Origin of the sequence: Pseudoalteromonas sp. 1CM17D (assembly GCF_023161805.1) — a bacterium.
In the GTDB taxonomy this organism is placed as follows: Bacteria; Pseudomonadota; Gammaproteobacteria; order Enterobacterales; family Alteromonadaceae; genus Pseudoalteromonas; species Pseudoalteromonas atlantica.
Map to the genome: position 1 here is coordinate 316,517 of NZ_JALNTP010000004.1, position 16,895 is coordinate 333,411.

The 16,895-nt window shown below is 41.7% G+C and carries 13 protein-coding genes; 7 read left to right on the forward strand and 6 right to left on the reverse strand.

Going from position 1 to position 16,895, the window contains the following annotated elements; all coding sequences use genetic code 11:
* Positions 1-232: 232 nt before the first annotated feature.
* Entirely contained in the window at positions 233-2,671 is a 2,439-nt protein-coding gene (gene plsB, locus MSC25_RS10165; protein ID WP_029773518.1) for a glycerol-3-phosphate 1-O-acyltransferase PlsB, read from the forward strand.
* A gap of 196 nt (positions 2,672-2,867) precedes the next feature.
* Here the strand turns inward: plsB and tesB are convergent, their stop codons facing one another.
* Positions 2,868-3,725 (reverse strand): acyl-CoA thioesterase II, encoded by an 858-nt coding sequence (gene tesB / locus MSC25_RS10170; protein WP_004588683.1) that lies wholly within the window; start codon positions 3,723-3,725, stop codon positions 2,868-2,870.
* 79 nt (positions 3,726-3,804) lie between these two features.
* Here tesB and MSC25_RS10175 point away from each other — a divergent pair, with 79 nt between their 5' ends.
* Complete coding sequence (locus MSC25_RS10175) at positions 3,805-4,263, forward strand: EVE domain-containing protein (RefSeq protein WP_248443313.1); 459 nt, start codon at positions 3,805-3,807, stop codon at positions 4,261-4,263.
* A 122-nt stretch (positions 4,264-4,385) separates the two neighbouring features.
* The gene (locus MSC25_RS10180; RefSeq protein WP_248443314.1) at positions 4,386-5,417 is read left to right on the forward strand and encodes a cytosolic protein; all 1,032 of its coding nucleotides are present in this window, start codon (positions 4,386-4,388) and stop codon (positions 5,415-5,417) included.
* A gap of 2 nt (positions 5,418-5,419) precedes the next feature.
* Here the strand turns inward: MSC25_RS10180 and MSC25_RS10185 are convergent, their stop codons facing one another.
* Together MSC25_RS10185 and MSC25_RS10190 are read right to left on the reverse strand one after the other, a co-directional pair.
* Positions 5,420-5,626, reverse strand: a complete 207-nt coding sequence (locus tag MSC25_RS10185) for a hypothetical protein (protein WP_004588680.1) — start codon at positions 5,624-5,626, stop codon at positions 5,420-5,422.
* Between the two features lie 19 nt (positions 5,627-5,645).
* Entirely contained in the window at positions 5,646-6,713 is a 1,068-nt protein-coding gene (locus MSC25_RS10190) for a potassium channel family protein (RefSeq protein ID WP_024031979.1), read from the reverse strand.
* 225 nt (positions 6,714-6,938) lie between these two features.
* On the opposite strand from MSC25_RS10190, the gene MSC25_RS10195 reads away from it, so the two are divergent.
* Entirely contained in the window at positions 6,939-8,249 is a 1,311-nt protein-coding gene (locus MSC25_RS10195) for a TIGR00366 family protein (protein WP_248443315.1), read from the forward strand.
* Positions 8,250-8,293: 44 nt separating this feature from the next.
* Here MSC25_RS10195 and MSC25_RS10200 read toward each other — a convergent pair whose 3' ends face one another.
* Positions 8,294-9,310 carry a site-2 protease family protein gene (locus tag MSC25_RS10200; protein WP_055255150.1) on the reverse strand — a complete coding sequence of 339 codons (1,017 nt, stop codon included), beginning with the start codon at positions 9,308-9,310 and terminating at the stop codon, positions 8,294-8,296.
* A 182-nt stretch (positions 9,311-9,492) separates the two neighbouring features.
* Here MSC25_RS10200 and MSC25_RS10205 point away from each other — a divergent pair, with 182 nt between their 5' ends.
* Positions 9,493-10,710 (forward strand): EAL domain-containing response regulator, encoded by a 1,218-nt coding sequence (locus tag MSC25_RS10205; RefSeq protein ID WP_004588676.1) that lies wholly within the window; start codon positions 9,493-9,495, stop codon positions 10,708-10,710.
* Positions 10,711-10,728: 18 nt separating this feature from the next.
* Here the strand turns inward: MSC25_RS10205 and MSC25_RS10210 are convergent, their stop codons facing one another.
* Positions 10,729-11,805, reverse strand: a complete 1,077-nt coding sequence (locus MSC25_RS10210) for a hemolysin family protein (RefSeq protein ID WP_004588675.1) — start codon at positions 11,803-11,805, stop codon at positions 10,729-10,731.
* Positions 11,806-11,889: 84 nt separating this feature from the next.
* On the opposite strand from MSC25_RS10210, the gene MSC25_RS10215 reads away from it, so the two are divergent.
* On the forward strand, positions 11,890-14,385 hold the full coding sequence (locus MSC25_RS10215; RefSeq protein ID WP_248443317.1) for a S9 family peptidase: 2,496 nt from the start codon (positions 11,890-11,892) through the stop codon (positions 14,383-14,385).
* Between the two features lie 179 nt (positions 14,386-14,564).
* A complete protein-coding gene (locus tag MSC25_RS10220; protein WP_004588673.1) occupies positions 14,565-15,269 on the forward strand; it encodes a response regulator transcription factor in 705 nt (234 codons plus the stop codon).
* 105 nt (positions 15,270-15,374) lie between these two features.
* On the opposite strand, the gene MSC25_RS10225 is transcribed toward MSC25_RS10220, so the two are convergent.
* Positions 15,375-16,883, reverse strand: a complete 1,509-nt coding sequence (locus MSC25_RS10225; protein WP_004588672.1) for a YifB family Mg chelatase-like AAA ATPase — start codon at positions 16,881-16,883, stop codon at positions 15,375-15,377.
* Positions 16,884-16,895: the final 12 nt, after the last annotated feature.

Below are 16,895 nucleotides of genomic sequence, written 5' to 3' on the forward strand. Positions count from 1 at the left end.
TGCGTATTATAGTGATATTGGTGATAAATGCAACAACTAATTGCAAATTAATTACGGGTGTAAGGCTGCCCAAATAACCGCCACTGGTTATTTATAGCTATAATTGAACTGCTCAGCGCCAAATTAGTCTTATGTTTATAATTTAACCGATTACGCAAATTACAGGATTTTATAGATATTATGGTATCCTATGCGCTAATTTTGCTTTTAATACTCTCAATATGGTGAGTCGATGCGTTTATTAAATTATTGTTTGAATTTTCTTACTAGCTGCGTAAGCCGTGTTTTGGTAAAAAGTAAGGTCCTTCCCCAAAGCCCTATAGAGCAATATGACCTTAATCCTGAACACCCTACTTTTTATATAGTACGTTTAAATTCGCGTTTCGATTTAGCTGCGCTTACTAATGTATGTAAAAAGCATGGTTTGCCTAACCCATGCGAATATCAAACGTTAGGAAACCAAGAGCTGGCACGCTTTATTGGTATTAAAAATCCGCCGCCTTTATTTGGCGATACCGCGAAACCAACCGCCGCTTTATCACAGGGTAAGCAAATAGTTGAGCATTTATTAAATAGCGGGCAAAAGAATGTACAAGTGGTGCCGGTAACTATTTTATGGGGGCGCGACCCAGGTAAAGAAAAACCAGGTATTCGTACCTTAATTACCCACTCTCTTACACCTAGTTGGTTTAGAAAATTCTTTGTTGTGCTGTTTTCTGGGCGCGATAACTTTATTCGCTTTAGCCAACCACTCGATTTATCACTTATCGTGAACGAAAAAGCCGACGTAAATGAGCTACCACAAAAACTATTACGAGTTGCTCGGGTGCACTTTAAACGTCAAAAACTGGCCGCTACGGGCCCTAAAATGCCCTCGCGCGAGCAATTATTTAACTCGCTTTTGGCTTCGCCGACAATAAAAAAAGCAATTCAAGATGAAGCAAAGTCAAAAGGAATAAGCCAAACAGAAGCCCGCCAAAACGCGTTAAAACTACTAGATGAAATTGCCGCTAATTACTCTGAGGCAATGATACGTGTAGGCGACAGAATTTTAACGTGGCTGTGGACTAAGCTTTATAACGGTATAGATATAAAATACACCGAGCAGATTCATGAGCTAACAAATAAGGGTCACGAGATAATCTATATGCCGTGTCATCGCAGCCACATGGATTACTTGTTACTTACCTATGCTATATACCATCAAGGTTTGGTGCCGCCGCATATTGCCGCAGGCATTAATCTTAACTTTTTCCCTGCCGGTGGTATTTTTCGCCGCTCAGGGGCGTTTTTTATCCGCCGCTCGTTTGCCGGTAATAAACTTTACTCAGCCGTATTTAAAGAGTATTTAAGCCAGCTATTTATTAAAGGTTACTCAGTTAAGTTTTACACTGAAGGCGGGCGCAGCCGTACAGGCCGATTACTACCGCCAAAAACCGGTATGCTCGCCATGACATTGCAAGCAATGCTACGCGGCATAGACCGCCCGGTTTCTATTGTGCCGGTATACATTGGCTATGAACATGTAATGGAAATCAATACCTACTTAAAAGAGCTTGCCGGTAAAGATAAAAAAGGCGAGTCCATTTTTGGTATTTTTAAAGCCATTAAAAACCTTAAAAATTACGGCCGTGGTTACTTAAATTTTGGCGACCCTATTTCTATAAACCAATACTTAAACGACAACCAACCTGATTGGCGCGATGCAATACACCCTACCGATGTGCAAAAGCCGCAATGGCTAGGCCCTCAAGTAGCCGCATTGGCCGACCAAGTAATGGTAAAAATTAATAATGCCGCAGCACTTAACGCTGTGAATTTACTGGCTATGATTTTGCTAGTTAACGACAAACACGCGTTAAGTAAGCCTAAGCTATTAGCGCAACTAGATTTTTACTTACGCCTACAACGCGATGCAAGCTATAGCGATAAAGTCACTGCCCCCGATGAAACACCAGAGCAACTATTAACGCACGCCATTAAGCTTAATAAGTTTGATGTTATTAGCGATGAATTTGGCGAAATTATTGCAATTAACGATAAAGAAAAAACCCTGTTTAACTATTATCGTAATAATATTTTGCACTTATTTGCTGTGCCAAGCCTTATTGCTTTGCACTTATTTAAGCAACACAGTAGTACGGTTGAGCAATGCCAAAAGCTTGTTTCGGCTTTTTATCCTCTGTTTGCAAAAGAATGGTATTTACAGCCGCTAGATGAAAACTACATAAGCCGTATTTTGGCTAACTTTAGCGATCAAAACTTAATTGAGCTTGATGGCGATACCATTCATGTTACTAACACGAATGATTCGTTAGCCAAACTTGAAATGCTAGGAAGGTCGCTTAGCTTTACGTTGCAACGTTATGCTATTGTTGTGGGCTTTATTCAAACCAGTAACGGAATTGAAAAAGCCGAACTGGAACGTGAAAGCCAAGTACTGGCAAACCGTTTAGGCACCTTACACGGCATTAAAACCCCGGAGTTTTTTGATAAAAAAGTACTGGTAAGCTTTATTGATAATTTACGCGGTGAGCTGCTAATTACTGAAGGTGAGAATGGTATTCACGGTAGTACACAACTGTGTGAAATATACATGTACTTAAAAACCTTATTACCCGCACGTATATGGCAATCGGTTAGCGACATAGTGCAAGATCAATGTAATTAGCCGTGCTGCTATAATTTAAGCTTTAATTAAACACCATTAAAAAAGCCTCAACATTTAACATGTTGAGGCTTTTTTGTACGTTTAGTTATTGAACAACAATGCTACATAGAGGCGCTTATCTCTTGGCAAAACCTTTAGCGAAAGCACTGCTAATTTGCGCTTAACAGCCAGTCTATTGCCAGCAAGTCTAATCAAATTAACGCTGGCGCATCACCCCTTCTTGAATCGTTGATGCGACTAAATTACCTTGGCGGTCAAAAAACTGGCCTCTTACCAAGCCTCGCCCAGAACTAGCACTTGGGCTGTCTATGGTATATAAAATCCAATCGTCCATTCTAAATGGGCGGTGGAACCACATAGCATGGTCAATCGTTGCCACTTGCATATTTGGCTGCATAAACGATACGCCATGGGGCTGTAATGCCGTAGGTAAAAACTCAAAGTCAGAGGCATACGCTAATAAGTAATTATGAATGCGTTGATCGTCGGGCATATCGCCATTGGCTTTAATCCAAATGTGCTTTACGGGCTCAATAACCTCTGGCTTAAACGGGTTATGAAAAGTAACCGGGCGCATTTCAATGGGCATTTCGCGTATAAACTTATTACGGATCACCTCGGGTATGTGGTGGGCGTTTTCTTGATAAAACTCAAGCGACGAGCGAAGCTCCTCTGGTGGCGGTACATTAGGCATGGTTGCTTGATGCGATAAGCCTTCTTCTTCACCCTGAAACGACGCAGTCATATAAAAAATAGGTTTACCGTATTGTATAGCGCTTACTCGGCGGGTGCTAAAGCTTTTACCATCGCGGATGGTTTCTACGTCGTAAACAATCGGTTTTGCGGCGTCGCCGGGGCGTAAAAAGTAAGAGTGTAATGAATGAACAACACGTCCTTTTGGTAGCGTTTCTTTTGCAGCAGACAGCGCCTGCCCCATTACTTGACCACCAAATACCGCTCTAAACCCTAGATCTTGGCTTTGCCCACGATATAAACCTTGTTCAATTTCTTCAAGTGACAATAACGATAATAAATCATCTAATACTTGGCTCATTTGCTGTTCTCTCAATCCCCAGATAAGCTAATGATACTATACAATGCAGCTATGTAAATCTAACTAAATGAGTAACGCTATGAATTATTGGCTATTTAAAACTGAGCCCGATGCTTTTTCGATTGATGATTTAAAAACAGTGCCGCAACAAACCACTCTGTGGGAAGGCGTGCGTAATTATCAGGCACGTAACTTTATGCGTGACGATATAAAATTGGGTGACTTAGTATTTATTTACCACTCTAGCTGCAAACAAGTAGGCGTTGTGGGTATAGCCACTGTTACTAAAGAAGCCTACCCCGACCCAACTCAGTTTGATTTAAATAGTGACTATTACGATGCGAAAGCTACGCCCGACAAGCCACGCTGGTTTGTAGTTGAAGTAACCTATAAAAGCCATTTAAACAAACGCGTTAGCTTAAAAGACATTAAAGCAAACGAGGCTATTACCGAGTTAGCCCTTAAAAAAGCAGGCCGCCTTTCGGTAATGCCAGTCACACAAAACGACTGGGAGCAAATAATAGCCATGAGCAATTAAGCTCATTAAGCAAATATCAAGCTGTAATAGTAGCTAATCATTAACGGGCTAAAGCTTGGCTATGTTTGACCTCATTTGGCCGTGTTTGATACGATCCCCCGCGAGTTATAATTGGGGGATTAATGAAACTACTGTATTGGTTAGATGAATGGTTAACGCTTTGCCGTGATGAACAACAAACTAAGCTGCCTATGTGTGGCGGCGACCTACTCGGCGATGTGTATGTAAAATACGACTTTGTTGATTTAAATAAGCCCCTGCTTTTTACTTTTTCCCCCGCGGGGACCAACGTCCAAGAACATGACCTAACCGATGATTTTGCCCCTTGGGGCTATCACTTAGCGCAAAAACAAAAAGTTAATGTTATTTCGTTCCAACATTTAGGCAAAAGCAATTGGTTTAGAAGCCGTAATTTAATCTTTTTTTTGGAGCAGTTATCAAGCTTACTTACACCGTTTAAGTGCCGCTTAGGCTATGGCCTTAGTCGCGGTGGTTTTGCTGTTGGTGCGTTTGCAAAATTACTTAAATTAGATCAGGTTTTATTTTTTCATCCTGTTAGCACCAAAAACACCGAAACAGTTCCGTGGGACACCCGCTCCAGCACAGAGCTTGCGCAGCAATTTGATTGGCAAAGTGAGTATAACGACCTCGATTTAGGCCATGCTAAGGGGTATATAATTTATGACCCCACCAATAAAATAGACCGCCTACATGCTAAGCGGTACCCACAACTGACTCATTTAAGAGTGTTTGGCATGGGCCACGGTACCCACGCAAGCTACCTCACTAAGTTTGGCTTTTACAAACAAGTGGCTGTTGATTTTATACGCCACCAGCAGATTGATATAGCGCAGTTTCGTTTGCAAACCAAAACCTTGCGCTTAAAAGAAGAGTATTATCAAAGCCTAAATAAGGCAAATGCGACTTCGCCTCACCGCTTGGCATTATTAAGTACAGCACATCAGATTTTAGCAGATGAAAAAGAAGTACATGTGCAAGAACATCAGGCTAAAATAGATATTCAGCCGTTAATAGATGTCGCACTTAAACATCAAGATGAACACCCAAATGATGCTATTCAGTTATTAGAAGTTGCCCAACAAATAGTGCCAGATGACCCGCTGGTTGAGCACAAACTCAAGCAGCTAGAATAGACCTATGACGGTTTATTCTTCTTTCTTTTTTTGTGACCATGCTTGGGCACAATCGTAAAATACATAAAAAGCCCCAGCCACGAAAAAATAATTACGCCTAATAACCAGCCGTTTTTTTCGTGGCCTTGGGTGCGCTTACTATTAACCACTATCACCACGGGTAATATATAAGCGCTTAAAATAATTATTAAAAATACTACTTCATTCATTATTTAACCTAAGCCTTGGTTATTTGGCCAAGCTTTGCCAATCTACTTCATTTGTTAGCACACGTTCAAGGGCAATGTAGTGCAGGATATCGCCCGCATTTACCTTGTAATCAAGTGGCGGATTTAAATCCATATTTTGTGCACTTAAGTTATGCGCCACCCCTAACAAAATAGCATTATAGTCATGCTTAAAATGATGAAATAAAGTACCAAACTCCATCTCTTCGCATTCACTTGGAATAGCTAGGCTAAACTGCGTGTCGCCGTGCAATGTAGATAATAGCTCTTCTTGTACTCGACTCGAGCCTGGGTCTTGCATTGAGCGTACTAAAATCTCAGCCGACTTAGCGCTACTACACTCTACATTTTGACAATGCTCAAGCAACATATCGACCTTGGTTTCATCTAAAAAGTGCGCGCTAATATGGCACTCATCTTTAACTAAACGGCTAATACGCAGTGCCGTTGTAAATGTTTGGTCGTCATCTTGCCCATCAATAATAACTTTGTCGGCACGGCTAATAGCTACGCGCTCAAGTTCTTCTAAATCGGTAAAACTTGTTAGGCGGGCAAAGTCGACATTTTCATTAGTTAAAAATGGGTGATCCATTTGCTCGGTCACCGCCAACAAAATACGGCGGTCGGTACGTTTGGTATCGGCAAGGATATAATCAATCATTTTTTTTGTTCGGGTATCGTGCCAACCAAAAATAATAATGTGGTTGTTACTGTGAGCAAAGTTTTTATCACCAGTCATAGCGCGCCTAATTAAGTAAGTCACTGTTTGCCCTGTTTTTCCTAACAGAACGCCAAATAAAGCTAATCCAAATGGAATTTGTATTAAAGCCACAACCCAACGTCCCAGCTCGCTGGTTGGGCTAAAATCGCCGTAACCCACTGTTGAGGTAGTTACTGTGTAGTAGTAAAAAAAGGTCGTAAACGAGGTAAGCGCTTGCTCATTTGCAATAAATAGCAGCCCCCAAGTCACTAACATATGAGCAAGTATTGCAAGCACCACGGCTTGCCAGCTCAGCTGATCGATATGAGCACGAACAAGTAGCGCTAGCCTCTTAAATATTACCGGCATGATACAAAATCTTTGTTAGTAAATTATCTATAAACAGTACGTTACTGTAAGCCATGCTTTTAAGCAACGTTTAAGCCTTTAAGTAAGACCTGTTACCCTTTTAGGATTAAATTTTGTTCAACCTATAAGATACTCAGGCCCTAAAATATAAGACTAAATGCGGGTTTGCTAATGTGCTAAGAGCATGATTAATTATAATAAGACTAAAAAACACACAGACACATTATGCTTAATAAAATTGCCACACCGTTTACCAAATTAGTAGAGCGCTACTTACCCGACCCTTTTATATTTGTCATATTGCTGAGCTTAATTACTTTACTCTCTGCCAGTATTTTTACCCCCGCAACACATATTGAAGTTATTAACGCATGGGGGAGTGGTTTTTGGAACCTGCTTAGCTTTGCCATGCAAATGCTATTAGTGCTGATTACAGGTTACATGCTAGCAAGCACGCCTATAATCAATTCGTTATTAAACAAACTGGCGGCGCTTGCTAATTCTGCGCCAAAAGCGATTATTTTAGTCACGCTTATTTCGCTATTAGCCAGCTGGCTTAATTGGGGGTTTGGCTTAGTTATTGGGGCTTTATTTGCCAAAGCAATTGCTAGGCAAACACAGGTCGATTACCGCCTATTAGTTGCCAGTGCTTATTCTGGCTTTGTGGTGTGGCATGGCGGCTTAGCAGGCTCAATTCCGCTTACGATTGCTACCGAAGGGCACTTTTCACAAAATAGCATTGGCATAATTAGTACCGAGCAAACCCTGTTTGCTGGTTTTAACATAGCAATATTAATTGGCTTATTTATTATTATGCCGTTGGTTAACCGCTACATGCTACCCAGTGATAAAAACAGCGTGTATGTAGACCCAGCACTTATTAAAGAGCCCCAGCCCGCACATGAAAAAATTACTCGCCCTGCTCAGCATTTAGAACACACAAAGCTGCTTGGCATTTCGATTGGTTTACTTGGCCTTTGCTATTTGGCGTATTACTTTATAGTTGCAGGCGGTAGCCTAAACCTAAACAGTATTATTGCTGTGTTTTTGTTTTTAGCCATTACCTTGCACCAAACACCCCATAACTTGCTTAATAGCTTGCAACAAGCAATTCCTAGCGGTGCGGGTATTGTCATTCAATTTCCGTTTTACGCAGGTATTATGGCTGTGATGGTCGACAGCGGTTTAGCACAACAAATATCGCGTGGTTTTATAGCTGTTGCTGATGCCGATAGCCTGCCATTTTTTAGCTTTATAAGTGCAGGGCTTGTTAATATGTTTGTACCTTCTGGTGGCGGCCAATGGGCAGTACAAGCACCTATTGTTATACCAGCAGCGCAAGAGCTGGGCGCCGATATATCACGCGTTGCTATGGCGGTTGCCTGGGGTGATGCGTGGACCAATTTAATTCAACCCTTTTGGGCTTTACCGGTATTAGCCATTGCAGGGTTAAAAGCAAAAGACATTATGGGGTTTTGTGTTGTGCAGTTATTTGTAACGGGGGTATTTATATCGCTAGTGCTGAGCTTTTACTAACCCTTAATAACGCGCAGTATTTAGGTATACTGCGCGTATAGCGATTAGCTCGATAAAATCGTCATCGGCAGGCTAAGTATTGGGTTTTCTGAATCTGCAAAGTGCATCATCACTGCCACATGGCCTGCAACTACAATAGCGTACATAGCGGCTGAAAAACCTTGGCCGTATTTATCAAGCGGCAATAAATGCGAGTAATGTCGACCGCGCCATTCAAATACGATTTCCAGTGCGCCCACAAACAAAAAGAATACCAGTAACATTAAACCAAATGTATAACTAAGCCATAAGCCAAATAACACACCGAGTAAACACACACTTAAACCGACCCAAGAGCGCATTGAAAAGCTGATACTTTTTAGTACATGGCCGCCATCAAGCGGTAAAATAGGCAAAAGGTTAAACAAATTCAATAAGGCACTGAGTACTGCAACACCGGCAAATATGTCCATTTCGGTGGCGTAATATAAAACCACACCCAGCACTGAGGTAAATAAACCAAACGCTGGCCCCATGAGGGATATAACTACATCTTGCCAACGTGTTGTTATTTTATCGTCACTTACAGCCAATCCGCCTACAAAAGGAATAAGGTAAATACCCTTGGTTTTTATGCCAAAGTATTTCATGGCTCTAACGTGTCCGTATTCATGTACCACTAAACAGGCAATTAGCATTAGTGCAAATTCAATGCTAAATAGCCAAGCATAGCCGGCAACCGATGCACCTGCCAGCGCCACCTTAATTACTTTTGCACTTTTAAATAATTTAAAGCCCAGTGCCGCTAGCCCTAAAAAGCCTTTTTTGGGCTGGCTATTTACCGGCGCAGGTAAAGCTAGTTCAGTAGCAAACACACCATCAACAAATAACGATAAAGACTGCTCATGAACATGTGAGCTATCAATCCCTATTTGCTTATTATCTAAAGTAAATTCGGCGTAATGCTCTTTGGGTGTTGCAAAGCTTATGGCCTGTTGATTATGAAATATTTGTACTATTTTATGCCCAGATACCATTAGCGTTAATGGTTGCTCTGCAAGCATGAGATCGATTTTTATCATGACTAAAACCAGTTAAAACAATGGCGCTAGTATACCGATGAATTAAAAAAACACGAATTGCCTTAAACCATAAGAGCAAAAGCACTTAGAAGATAAAAAATAATATAAAACTAAGCTGACAAAAGGCTGATCAGGCGCTATTTTTACAGTACTAATATATTAAGCAGTTACAAGGATAGAGCATGTCGATTTCGGTACCCAATATTTTAGTTGTGGATGACTCAAAGGCGATTTTAATTGTTATGGAGGCCATTTTAAATGAGCTAGGAGTCTCGAATAAAGTTACAAAATGCCTGAGTGCTCAGCAAGCGCTAACTCACGTAACCGACGATATAAACTTTTACGATATTGTATTTACAGACTTAAACATGCCTGAAATGGATGGTATGGAGTTTATAAGAAAACTAGGCGAGCTTAATTTCACAGGCGCAGTAGTTATAATTTCGGAAATGGATCATAAAGTTATTAACCTAGCTGCCAATTTAGCGCGTCATAGCAATATTCATTTAGTTGCAAATTTAGCTAAACCCGTGCAACTTAGCCAAGTAAAAACCGTTTTACAAAAAGCAAAGCACTTAGCAGTACATAACGACCTTTCTCATGCCTCTATTTCAGAAAAAGCATTGCATGAGGCAATCAATTTAAACGAGATAATCCCTTACTATCAGCCAAAAATAAATTCTCAAACCAGTGAAATAGAAAGTATTGAGGTGCTAGCGCGCATCGTTAAAACGCACACTGGCGAAATTATCTCGCCCAATCGGTTTATTTCGTTATCGGAGCAGTCGGGGTTAATTAATCAAATTACCTTTAGCTTATTTGAGCAAGCCACCAGCGACTTAAAAGCTATACGTACAAACATTGCTGCGCATCTAAAACTGGCTTTTAACCTATCTCCCACGCAACTAGATGATTTAAGCTGCCCCAACAAGCTGATGCTTATACTGCAGCTCAATGAGCTATCACCTAGTGATATAATTTTAGAGATTACCGAGCAACATGCGCTGTCTAGCCTTTCTCAACTAGAAACCTTAAACAGATTAAGAATGCATGGCTTTGGCATATCATTGGATGACTTTGGTGTAGGTTTTACCAACATGAATCAGATTAAGCGTCTGCCTTTTACTGAAATAAAAATTGACCGTACACTTATTAGTAATATTGAAACAGATCAGTTTTCGCAAGTGGTGGTCAGCTCACTGGTTGATATTGCCAGCCAAGAGCAATTAGCCCTTGTGGCCGAAGGCGTAGAGCGCGCCGAAGAATCACTCTACTTAAAAAACTACCGCACTAATTTAGCCATGCAAGGATTTTTGTTTACCTGCCCTAAAGCCAAAGACGATTTTATAGAGTGGGCACTAAACTGGGTAAATACGACGGGGGGCACAATTAAACGCTAACCTTCGACCCCGTCGTAATTATTTATTATCTCGGGGCGTGTCGTCATCTTCACTAACTATGTGCTCGCTGCTTGCTAAACGCTGGCGCCAGCGCTGCTTGGCAACCATGCGCATATTGGTCGATTGGTCGCGCTCATCAACAATTTCAAGCCCCATAAGGGCTTCTATCATATCCTCGAGGGTTACAATGCCTTGAACATCACCGTATTCATCAACAATTAAACATATGTGAGTACGCTGTTTAAGCAAGGTTTGTAGTAGCGATGACACATTATGCCCTTCGGGTACCGTATGAATAGGCTTAACTAATTTGCTAATTTTATAATCGGTACCTAAGCGGTGATAAGCCAACATAATATCGTTTTTATGCACAAAGCCAATTATGTCATCGGCGTCTTTATCAAACACTAACACGCGCGAAAATGATGACGAGCCGTGCTCGCTCATGTACTGATCGACCGTTAACCCTTTATGTACTTTATACAGCACAGTACGCGGCGTCATTAAGTCGGTTAATTTAGCATGCCTAAAATGTAAAAGGTTGCGGATTATTTCTGACTCATCGGCATGAATCGCCCCTGTTTCGGTGCCTATATCTGCCATGGCTTCTATTTCTTGGCGAATATAAAAAGCCTCATCGTGCTTGGCCCCCATTAAATTAGTAAGCTTTTGAGCAAGCCACACAAATGGTTTTAGCGATATCACTAAAAAGCGTAAAGAATAGGTCACGCTAGGGGTTAAGGCACGCCAATAATTGGCCCCTAAGGTTTTTGGAATAATCTCTGAAAGTACCAATACTAAGAGTGTCATTATGGCAGAGGCAATTCCTACTGCAGCATCTGAAAAAACCACAGCGGCTTGTGCACCCACACCTGCAGCACCGGCAGTATGGGCCACTGTGTTAAGCGTTAGTATTGCAGCAAGCGGTTGATCTACATTATTTTTTAGTTTTTCGAGCTGCTTTGCAAGTTCAGGCTGTTTTTTGCGTAATAGCGCCACATAGCTGGGCGAAATACTTAACAGTACAGCTTCCATTACAGAGCATAAAAAAGAAATAACGATGGCAGCAACCATGTACACAATCAGTAAAGTCACTTTTTCTCCGATGAGTTGAACATATGGGCATGGTAACAATACATGCTATATTTGGCCAAATAACTATCAATAATAGGCACAAATATGAGAATTAGCTCACCTTGGACCACAAAAAATAAATTACTAAAACAAGCTGCTACCTTTTTTGCTCTTGGCAGCTTGAGCTTAACAGCAATAGCAGCCCCGCTAGATAAATCAAATATCGAGTTTATTGGCCCTTTAGGCGAAAACATGCAAGTTAAGCCCTTTCAAACACCACACGGCCAAGTCATTATTAATAACTTATTAGAGCAGTTGCAACGTAATACGCAAAGTGTGTCTGTATTTGGTAAAAAGCATAGCTGGCAGCCGTTTAATAAAGTAAACGCACTTACTTTAGGTGGCCTACAAGCGCTTAAGTTCAATCTTGAAACAACCCGCTATAGCCAAGGCACATTAACTATAAAAGGGATAGAGAACGCTCAGTTGTTTATTGATGCCAAACTTCAAAAAGGCGATAACCACACATACTCTTTATCGTTAACTAATGGCTCTCATAGTGTGATTGTAGTGGCGCAACAAGTGGCTAACTGGAACAACGTTTCTCTCGATTTTGAACCCAAAGCCGACACTGACAACATTACAATTAACACCTCTACAACTAAGCGACTTTCAGCCGAGCAACTTTTTGATGCACCCACCATTAGTGGACTTTCTTTAGCGCCCGATGCTAAGCAATACGTTACCAGCACACGCAGCTATTCAAATAAAACAGCTAACCAAGCAAACGTGGTAACTGAGCTTAAAAATAGCCAAAATCAAACCTTGTATCGCTTTGAAGGCCAGCAACCAAGCAATATGGTATGGAGTCCCAATAATCAATTTTTAGTTTATATGTTAGGGAGTGAACTAAAACAGCTAAACCGTAAAAACCTCAGCATTAAAACATTGGCCAGAGAGCTTGAAGGCGCAAGTAACTTTAATTTTTATAATAATAACAGCCTTATTTTTAGCTGGTCTAAAACCCCCGAAGACAACAACAGCTTAACTAAGCACTACAAAGGCCTTCAAGATAGATGGTCATACGCACGCAACGTAAGTCAGCTCTATATGTTAGACACCAACAGCGGCTTAACCAAAGCGCTTAGCCAAGGCCCTATTTCGCATAGCTTTGAAGATGCAAACACTAATCGTGGCAAAGTATTAATGAGCCGCCAAGTTATGGTTATGCAAGCCACTACCCACCCAGAAACTGAACTGGTGGAACTTGACTTACAATCGAATAAAATAACGTCTTTTGGTAAATTTAAAACCTTTAACCATGCAAAGTACGCCAACAAAGATGTGTACGTTGTTGCTGGCCCAGATTTTAAAAATGGCGCAGGCCGTGCCCTTCCAAAAGGGATGTTAGCTAATAATTACGACGGCCAATTGTACTTACTTAGCGATAACGGTAAAAACGTAAAAGCGCTTAGTAAGCAGTTTGACCCCGCTATAGGTGAATTACATGTGCTTGATAATGGCGATGCGCTTATAAAAGTAACCGAGCAAGATACCCAACCTTTGTATTTATATGACTTAAGCAAACAGCGCTTTAAAAAACTTAATACGGGTTTAGATATCGTTGAGCAATTTAGCTACTCGCACGAGAGAAACCCGCAAGTGCTACTAAGCGGTACCACAGCATCCACCCCTCAGCAGCTTAAACGCTTAAATATAAGTAAAAATAAAACAGACCTAATCTGGGACTCTAAGCCGCTTGCCTACGCTAATACACAAATACCGACTCTGGAAGAGTTTAACTTTACAAACAAAGACGGCGTAGAAATTACAGGGCGTGTGTACTTACCTACTAACCTAGATAAAACTAAAAAACACCCTGCACTTGTCTATTACTACGGTGGCACCTCACCGGTTACCCGTGGTTTTACAGGGCGCTACCCATTTAACTTGTGGGCAGCAAATGGCTATGTTGTTTATGTATTGCAGCCAACAGGGGCAACTGGCTTTGGGCAAACATTTTCTGCTCAGCACGTTAACGCCTGGGGCGATTATACCGCTAGCGATATAATGCAAGGTACGCAGGCCTTTTTAAAAAAATACGATTTTGTTGATAGCAAAAAAGTGGGTAATTTAGGCGCCTCATACGGAGGCTTCATGACCATGCTACTTGCCACCAAAACAGACATGTTTAGTGCATCTATTGCGCATGCGGGTATATCAAACTTAACCTCGTATTGGGGCGAAGGTTGGTGGGGGTATTTATACTCAGGCGAAGCATCAAAAAATAGCTTTCCGTGGAATAACGCTTCACTTTATAGCGATCACAGCCCTGTATTTCATGCCGATAAAGTAACGACCCCTTTACTACTGTTACACGGCGATAGCGATACCAATGTACCTGTTGGCGAAAGCTTAACCATGTATACCGCCTTAAAGCTTTTAAATAAAGACGTAGAACTTATTGAATATAAAGGCGCCGACCATCAAATTTTTGCTCGTGATAAACGCTTTGATTGGTGGAACACCATGCTTGCTTATTTTGATAAACAACTAAAAGGCGAACCACAGTGGTGGGACGCAATGTATTCAGATAAGTAACACAGCGCTCAGCACATTTTTAGCTAAATGTGCTGAGCTTACTCACATAAACAGCAACCTTAGCTAAGCCGCCTTTTATATCTGAAACATAAAGTTACCGAAAAGTTACACCGCCCCCTTCTCAGCATTTAACGATTGGTGCTACCATACAGAGCTATAAATATACAAAAATAAGTCCTATGGCAATTAACGTTTTATTGGTTGAAGACGACGAGCTACTCGTTAAGCGCATCCAAAATCACTTTACAGACACCGAATTTTCGATAGAAATAGACCCCACAGGTGCCGATGCCCTAAACATAGTTAGGCAACGCGTAAACCTGCGCAGCGCTATTTCTCTTGCCATTATTGATATTGTATTACCCAAGCGAGATGGGTTGCAGCTTGCCAAAGAGCTCAACACTTTGACCGATATTGGCGTGATTGTTTTATCTAGCCGCGACTCTCAAGCCGATCGTATTGCAGGGCTTGCACAAGGTGCTGATGACTATATTTGTAAGCCTGTTGATTTATTAGAACTTGAGCTGCGCATGCGCGCACTTTATAAACGTATTGCAATTAATCAAGACGATGATGAAAGCGAAGAGTTTATAGAATACGCCGACTTTAAGCTCCACCCCGATAACCGCACATTAATTACCTCATCAGGTATTGAATCGCGCTTAACCGAAGCCGAGCACAAAGTGCTAATTTGTTTAATTAGCAACGCAGGCAAAGCAACCTCACGAGAAAAAATATCAGAAGAAATAGGCCAACCAGATTGGAGCCCAAATGACCGTACTGTGGATGTTTTAATTGGCCGTTTGCGTAAAAAACTATACGATGAAAAAGACCAAAAACGCATTGTAACCGTACGCGGCAAAGGTTACATGCTCTCAATTTAGCGCATTAAAATTTTAAACACAGAAAAACGCAGCAGGCTCCGAGCTTAGCACCTTAAAATGATTAAACATTATTGCGGTTCGGTATTATTTCCAGCAACGTTTAGTTTATTTAGTTAACTGCGCTAGTAACCGCTCAAAAGCGCGATAATTTAGCGCCTCTTTTAGCTCTTCTAAACTAATATGCTCTGCACCTTTTAAGTCACTAATAGTACGCGCCACTTTAATAACCCTATGGTAAGAGCGCGGCGATAACGACAGCTTTTCGCTAGCGCGTGCTAAAAACTGCAACTCAGCCGGAGCTAAAGTGCAATGTATATTCATTTCTTTATTATTTAATCGTGCATTAACCTTACCTTGGCGCTTTAGCTGTGCACTGTAGGCCGCTTCTACTCGGGCTCTTACTTGGGCGCTGGTTTCTTCAGGCTCGGTACTTTGTAGTTCAACACTTGTTAGTCGCGGTAGCTCTATTTGTAAATCGATACGATCGATAAACGGGCCTGATACGCGCGATAAATAGCGCATCACTTGGTCAGGTGTTGCTCGCTTATCATTATGACACCCGGTAGGGCTTGGGTTTAGTGCGGCTATAAGCTGAAACTGCGCCGGAAACTCCATTTGCCTTGCTGCCCGCGAAATAACCACCGAGCCGGTTTCCATGGGTTCACGCAGCGAATCAAGTACCTTACGTTCAAATTCCGGAAGCTCGTCCAAAAATAACACCCCGTTATGCGCAAGTGAAATTTCACCCGGTTTAGGGTTTGAAGAGCCACCAACTAAAGCGACTGCCGAGCATGTGTGGTGTGGGTTTCTAAAAGGCCGTTGGCGCCAATTATTTAGATCAATTGATTGGCCAATAATAGAATACAGTGCAGCCGTTGATATTGCCTCATCGTCAGACATGGTTGGCATTATCGTAGCCATACGCTGCGCTAGCATAGATTTACCCGTACCAGGTGGACCTAAAAAAAGTAGGTTATGGCCTCCAGCGGCGGCTATTTCTAGCACTCGCTTAGCACCGGGTTGGCCTTTAACATCACTTAAATCGAGTAAAAAGTCGGGAGACTGGGCGCAATCTGGGTATTCAATATTTAAAGGTAGTGGCTGCTGATTTAATAAATCCCCCCATACTTCTTGTAACGAGTTAACCGCTTTACGCTTAACGCCGTTCACCAAACTTGCGAGGCTATCGTTGGTAAAAGGTAAAAAGCAGCAACGGTTTTGCTCTTTTGCAGCAAGTACAGAAGGCAAAATGGCATTAACTCCCCGCACTTCACCATTAAGGGCAAGCTCACCGTAAAATTCATATTTATGTATATCTGGACACACTACCTGCCCCGAGGCCACTAAAATACCTACGGCAATGGCTAAGTCGAAGCGCCCGCCATCTTTAGGTAAATCGGCAGGAGCTAAATTTACGGTAATACGTTGATCAGGGAAACCAAATTGAGAGTTTTCTAGGGCGCTACGCACCCTGTCTTTTGATTCTTTAACTGAGGCCTCTGGCAGCCCAACAATATTAAATGCCGGTAAACCATTACCTAGGTGTACTTCTACAATAACCTCGGGGGCGTTTATACCCACTTGGGCACGAGAATAAATGCGAGCTAGCGACATTCCTTATCCTAA

Bases quoted from the DNA above. Each gene is read 5' to 3' on its own strand.
- plsB (WP_029773518.1), top strand. From the start codon at position 233: ATGCGTTTATTAAATTATTGTTTGAATTTTCTTACTAGCTGCGTAAGC.
- tesB (WP_004588683.1), bottom strand. From the start codon at position 3,725: ATGAGCCAAGTATTAGATGATTTATTATCGTTATTGTCACTTGAAGAA.
- MSC25_RS10175 (WP_248443313.1), top strand. From the start codon at position 3,805: ATGAATTATTGGCTATTTAAAACTGAGCCCGATGCTTTTTCGATTGAT.
- MSC25_RS10180 (WP_248443314.1), top strand. From the start codon at position 4,386: ATGAAACTACTGTATTGGTTAGATGAATGGTTAACGCTTTGCCGTGAT.
- MSC25_RS10185 (WP_004588680.1), bottom strand. From the start codon at position 5,626: ATGAATGAAGTAGTATTTTTAATAATTATTTTAAGCGCTTATATATTA.
- MSC25_RS10190 (WP_024031979.1), bottom strand. From the start codon at position 6,713: ATGCCGGTAATATTTAAGAGGCTAGCGCTACTTGTTCGTGCTCATATC.
- MSC25_RS10195 (WP_248443315.1), top strand. From the start codon at position 6,939: ATGCTTAATAAAATTGCCACACCGTTTACCAAATTAGTAGAGCGCTAC.
- MSC25_RS10200 (WP_055255150.1), bottom strand. From the start codon at position 9,310: ATGATAAAAATCGATCTCATGCTTGCAGAGCAACCATTAACGCTAATG.
- MSC25_RS10205 (WP_004588676.1), top strand. From the start codon at position 9,493: ATGTCGATTTCGGTACCCAATATTTTAGTTGTGGATGACTCAAAGGCG.
- MSC25_RS10215 (WP_248443317.1), top strand. From the start codon at position 11,890: ATGAGAATTAGCTCACCTTGGACCACAAAAAATAAATTACTAAAACAA.
- MSC25_RS10220 (WP_004588673.1), top strand. From the start codon at position 14,565: ATGGCAATTAACGTTTTATTGGTTGAAGACGACGAGCTACTCGTTAAG.
- MSC25_RS10225 (WP_004588672.1), bottom strand. From the start codon at position 16,883: ATGTCGCTAGCTCGCATTTATTCTCGTGCCCAAGTGGGTATAAACGCC.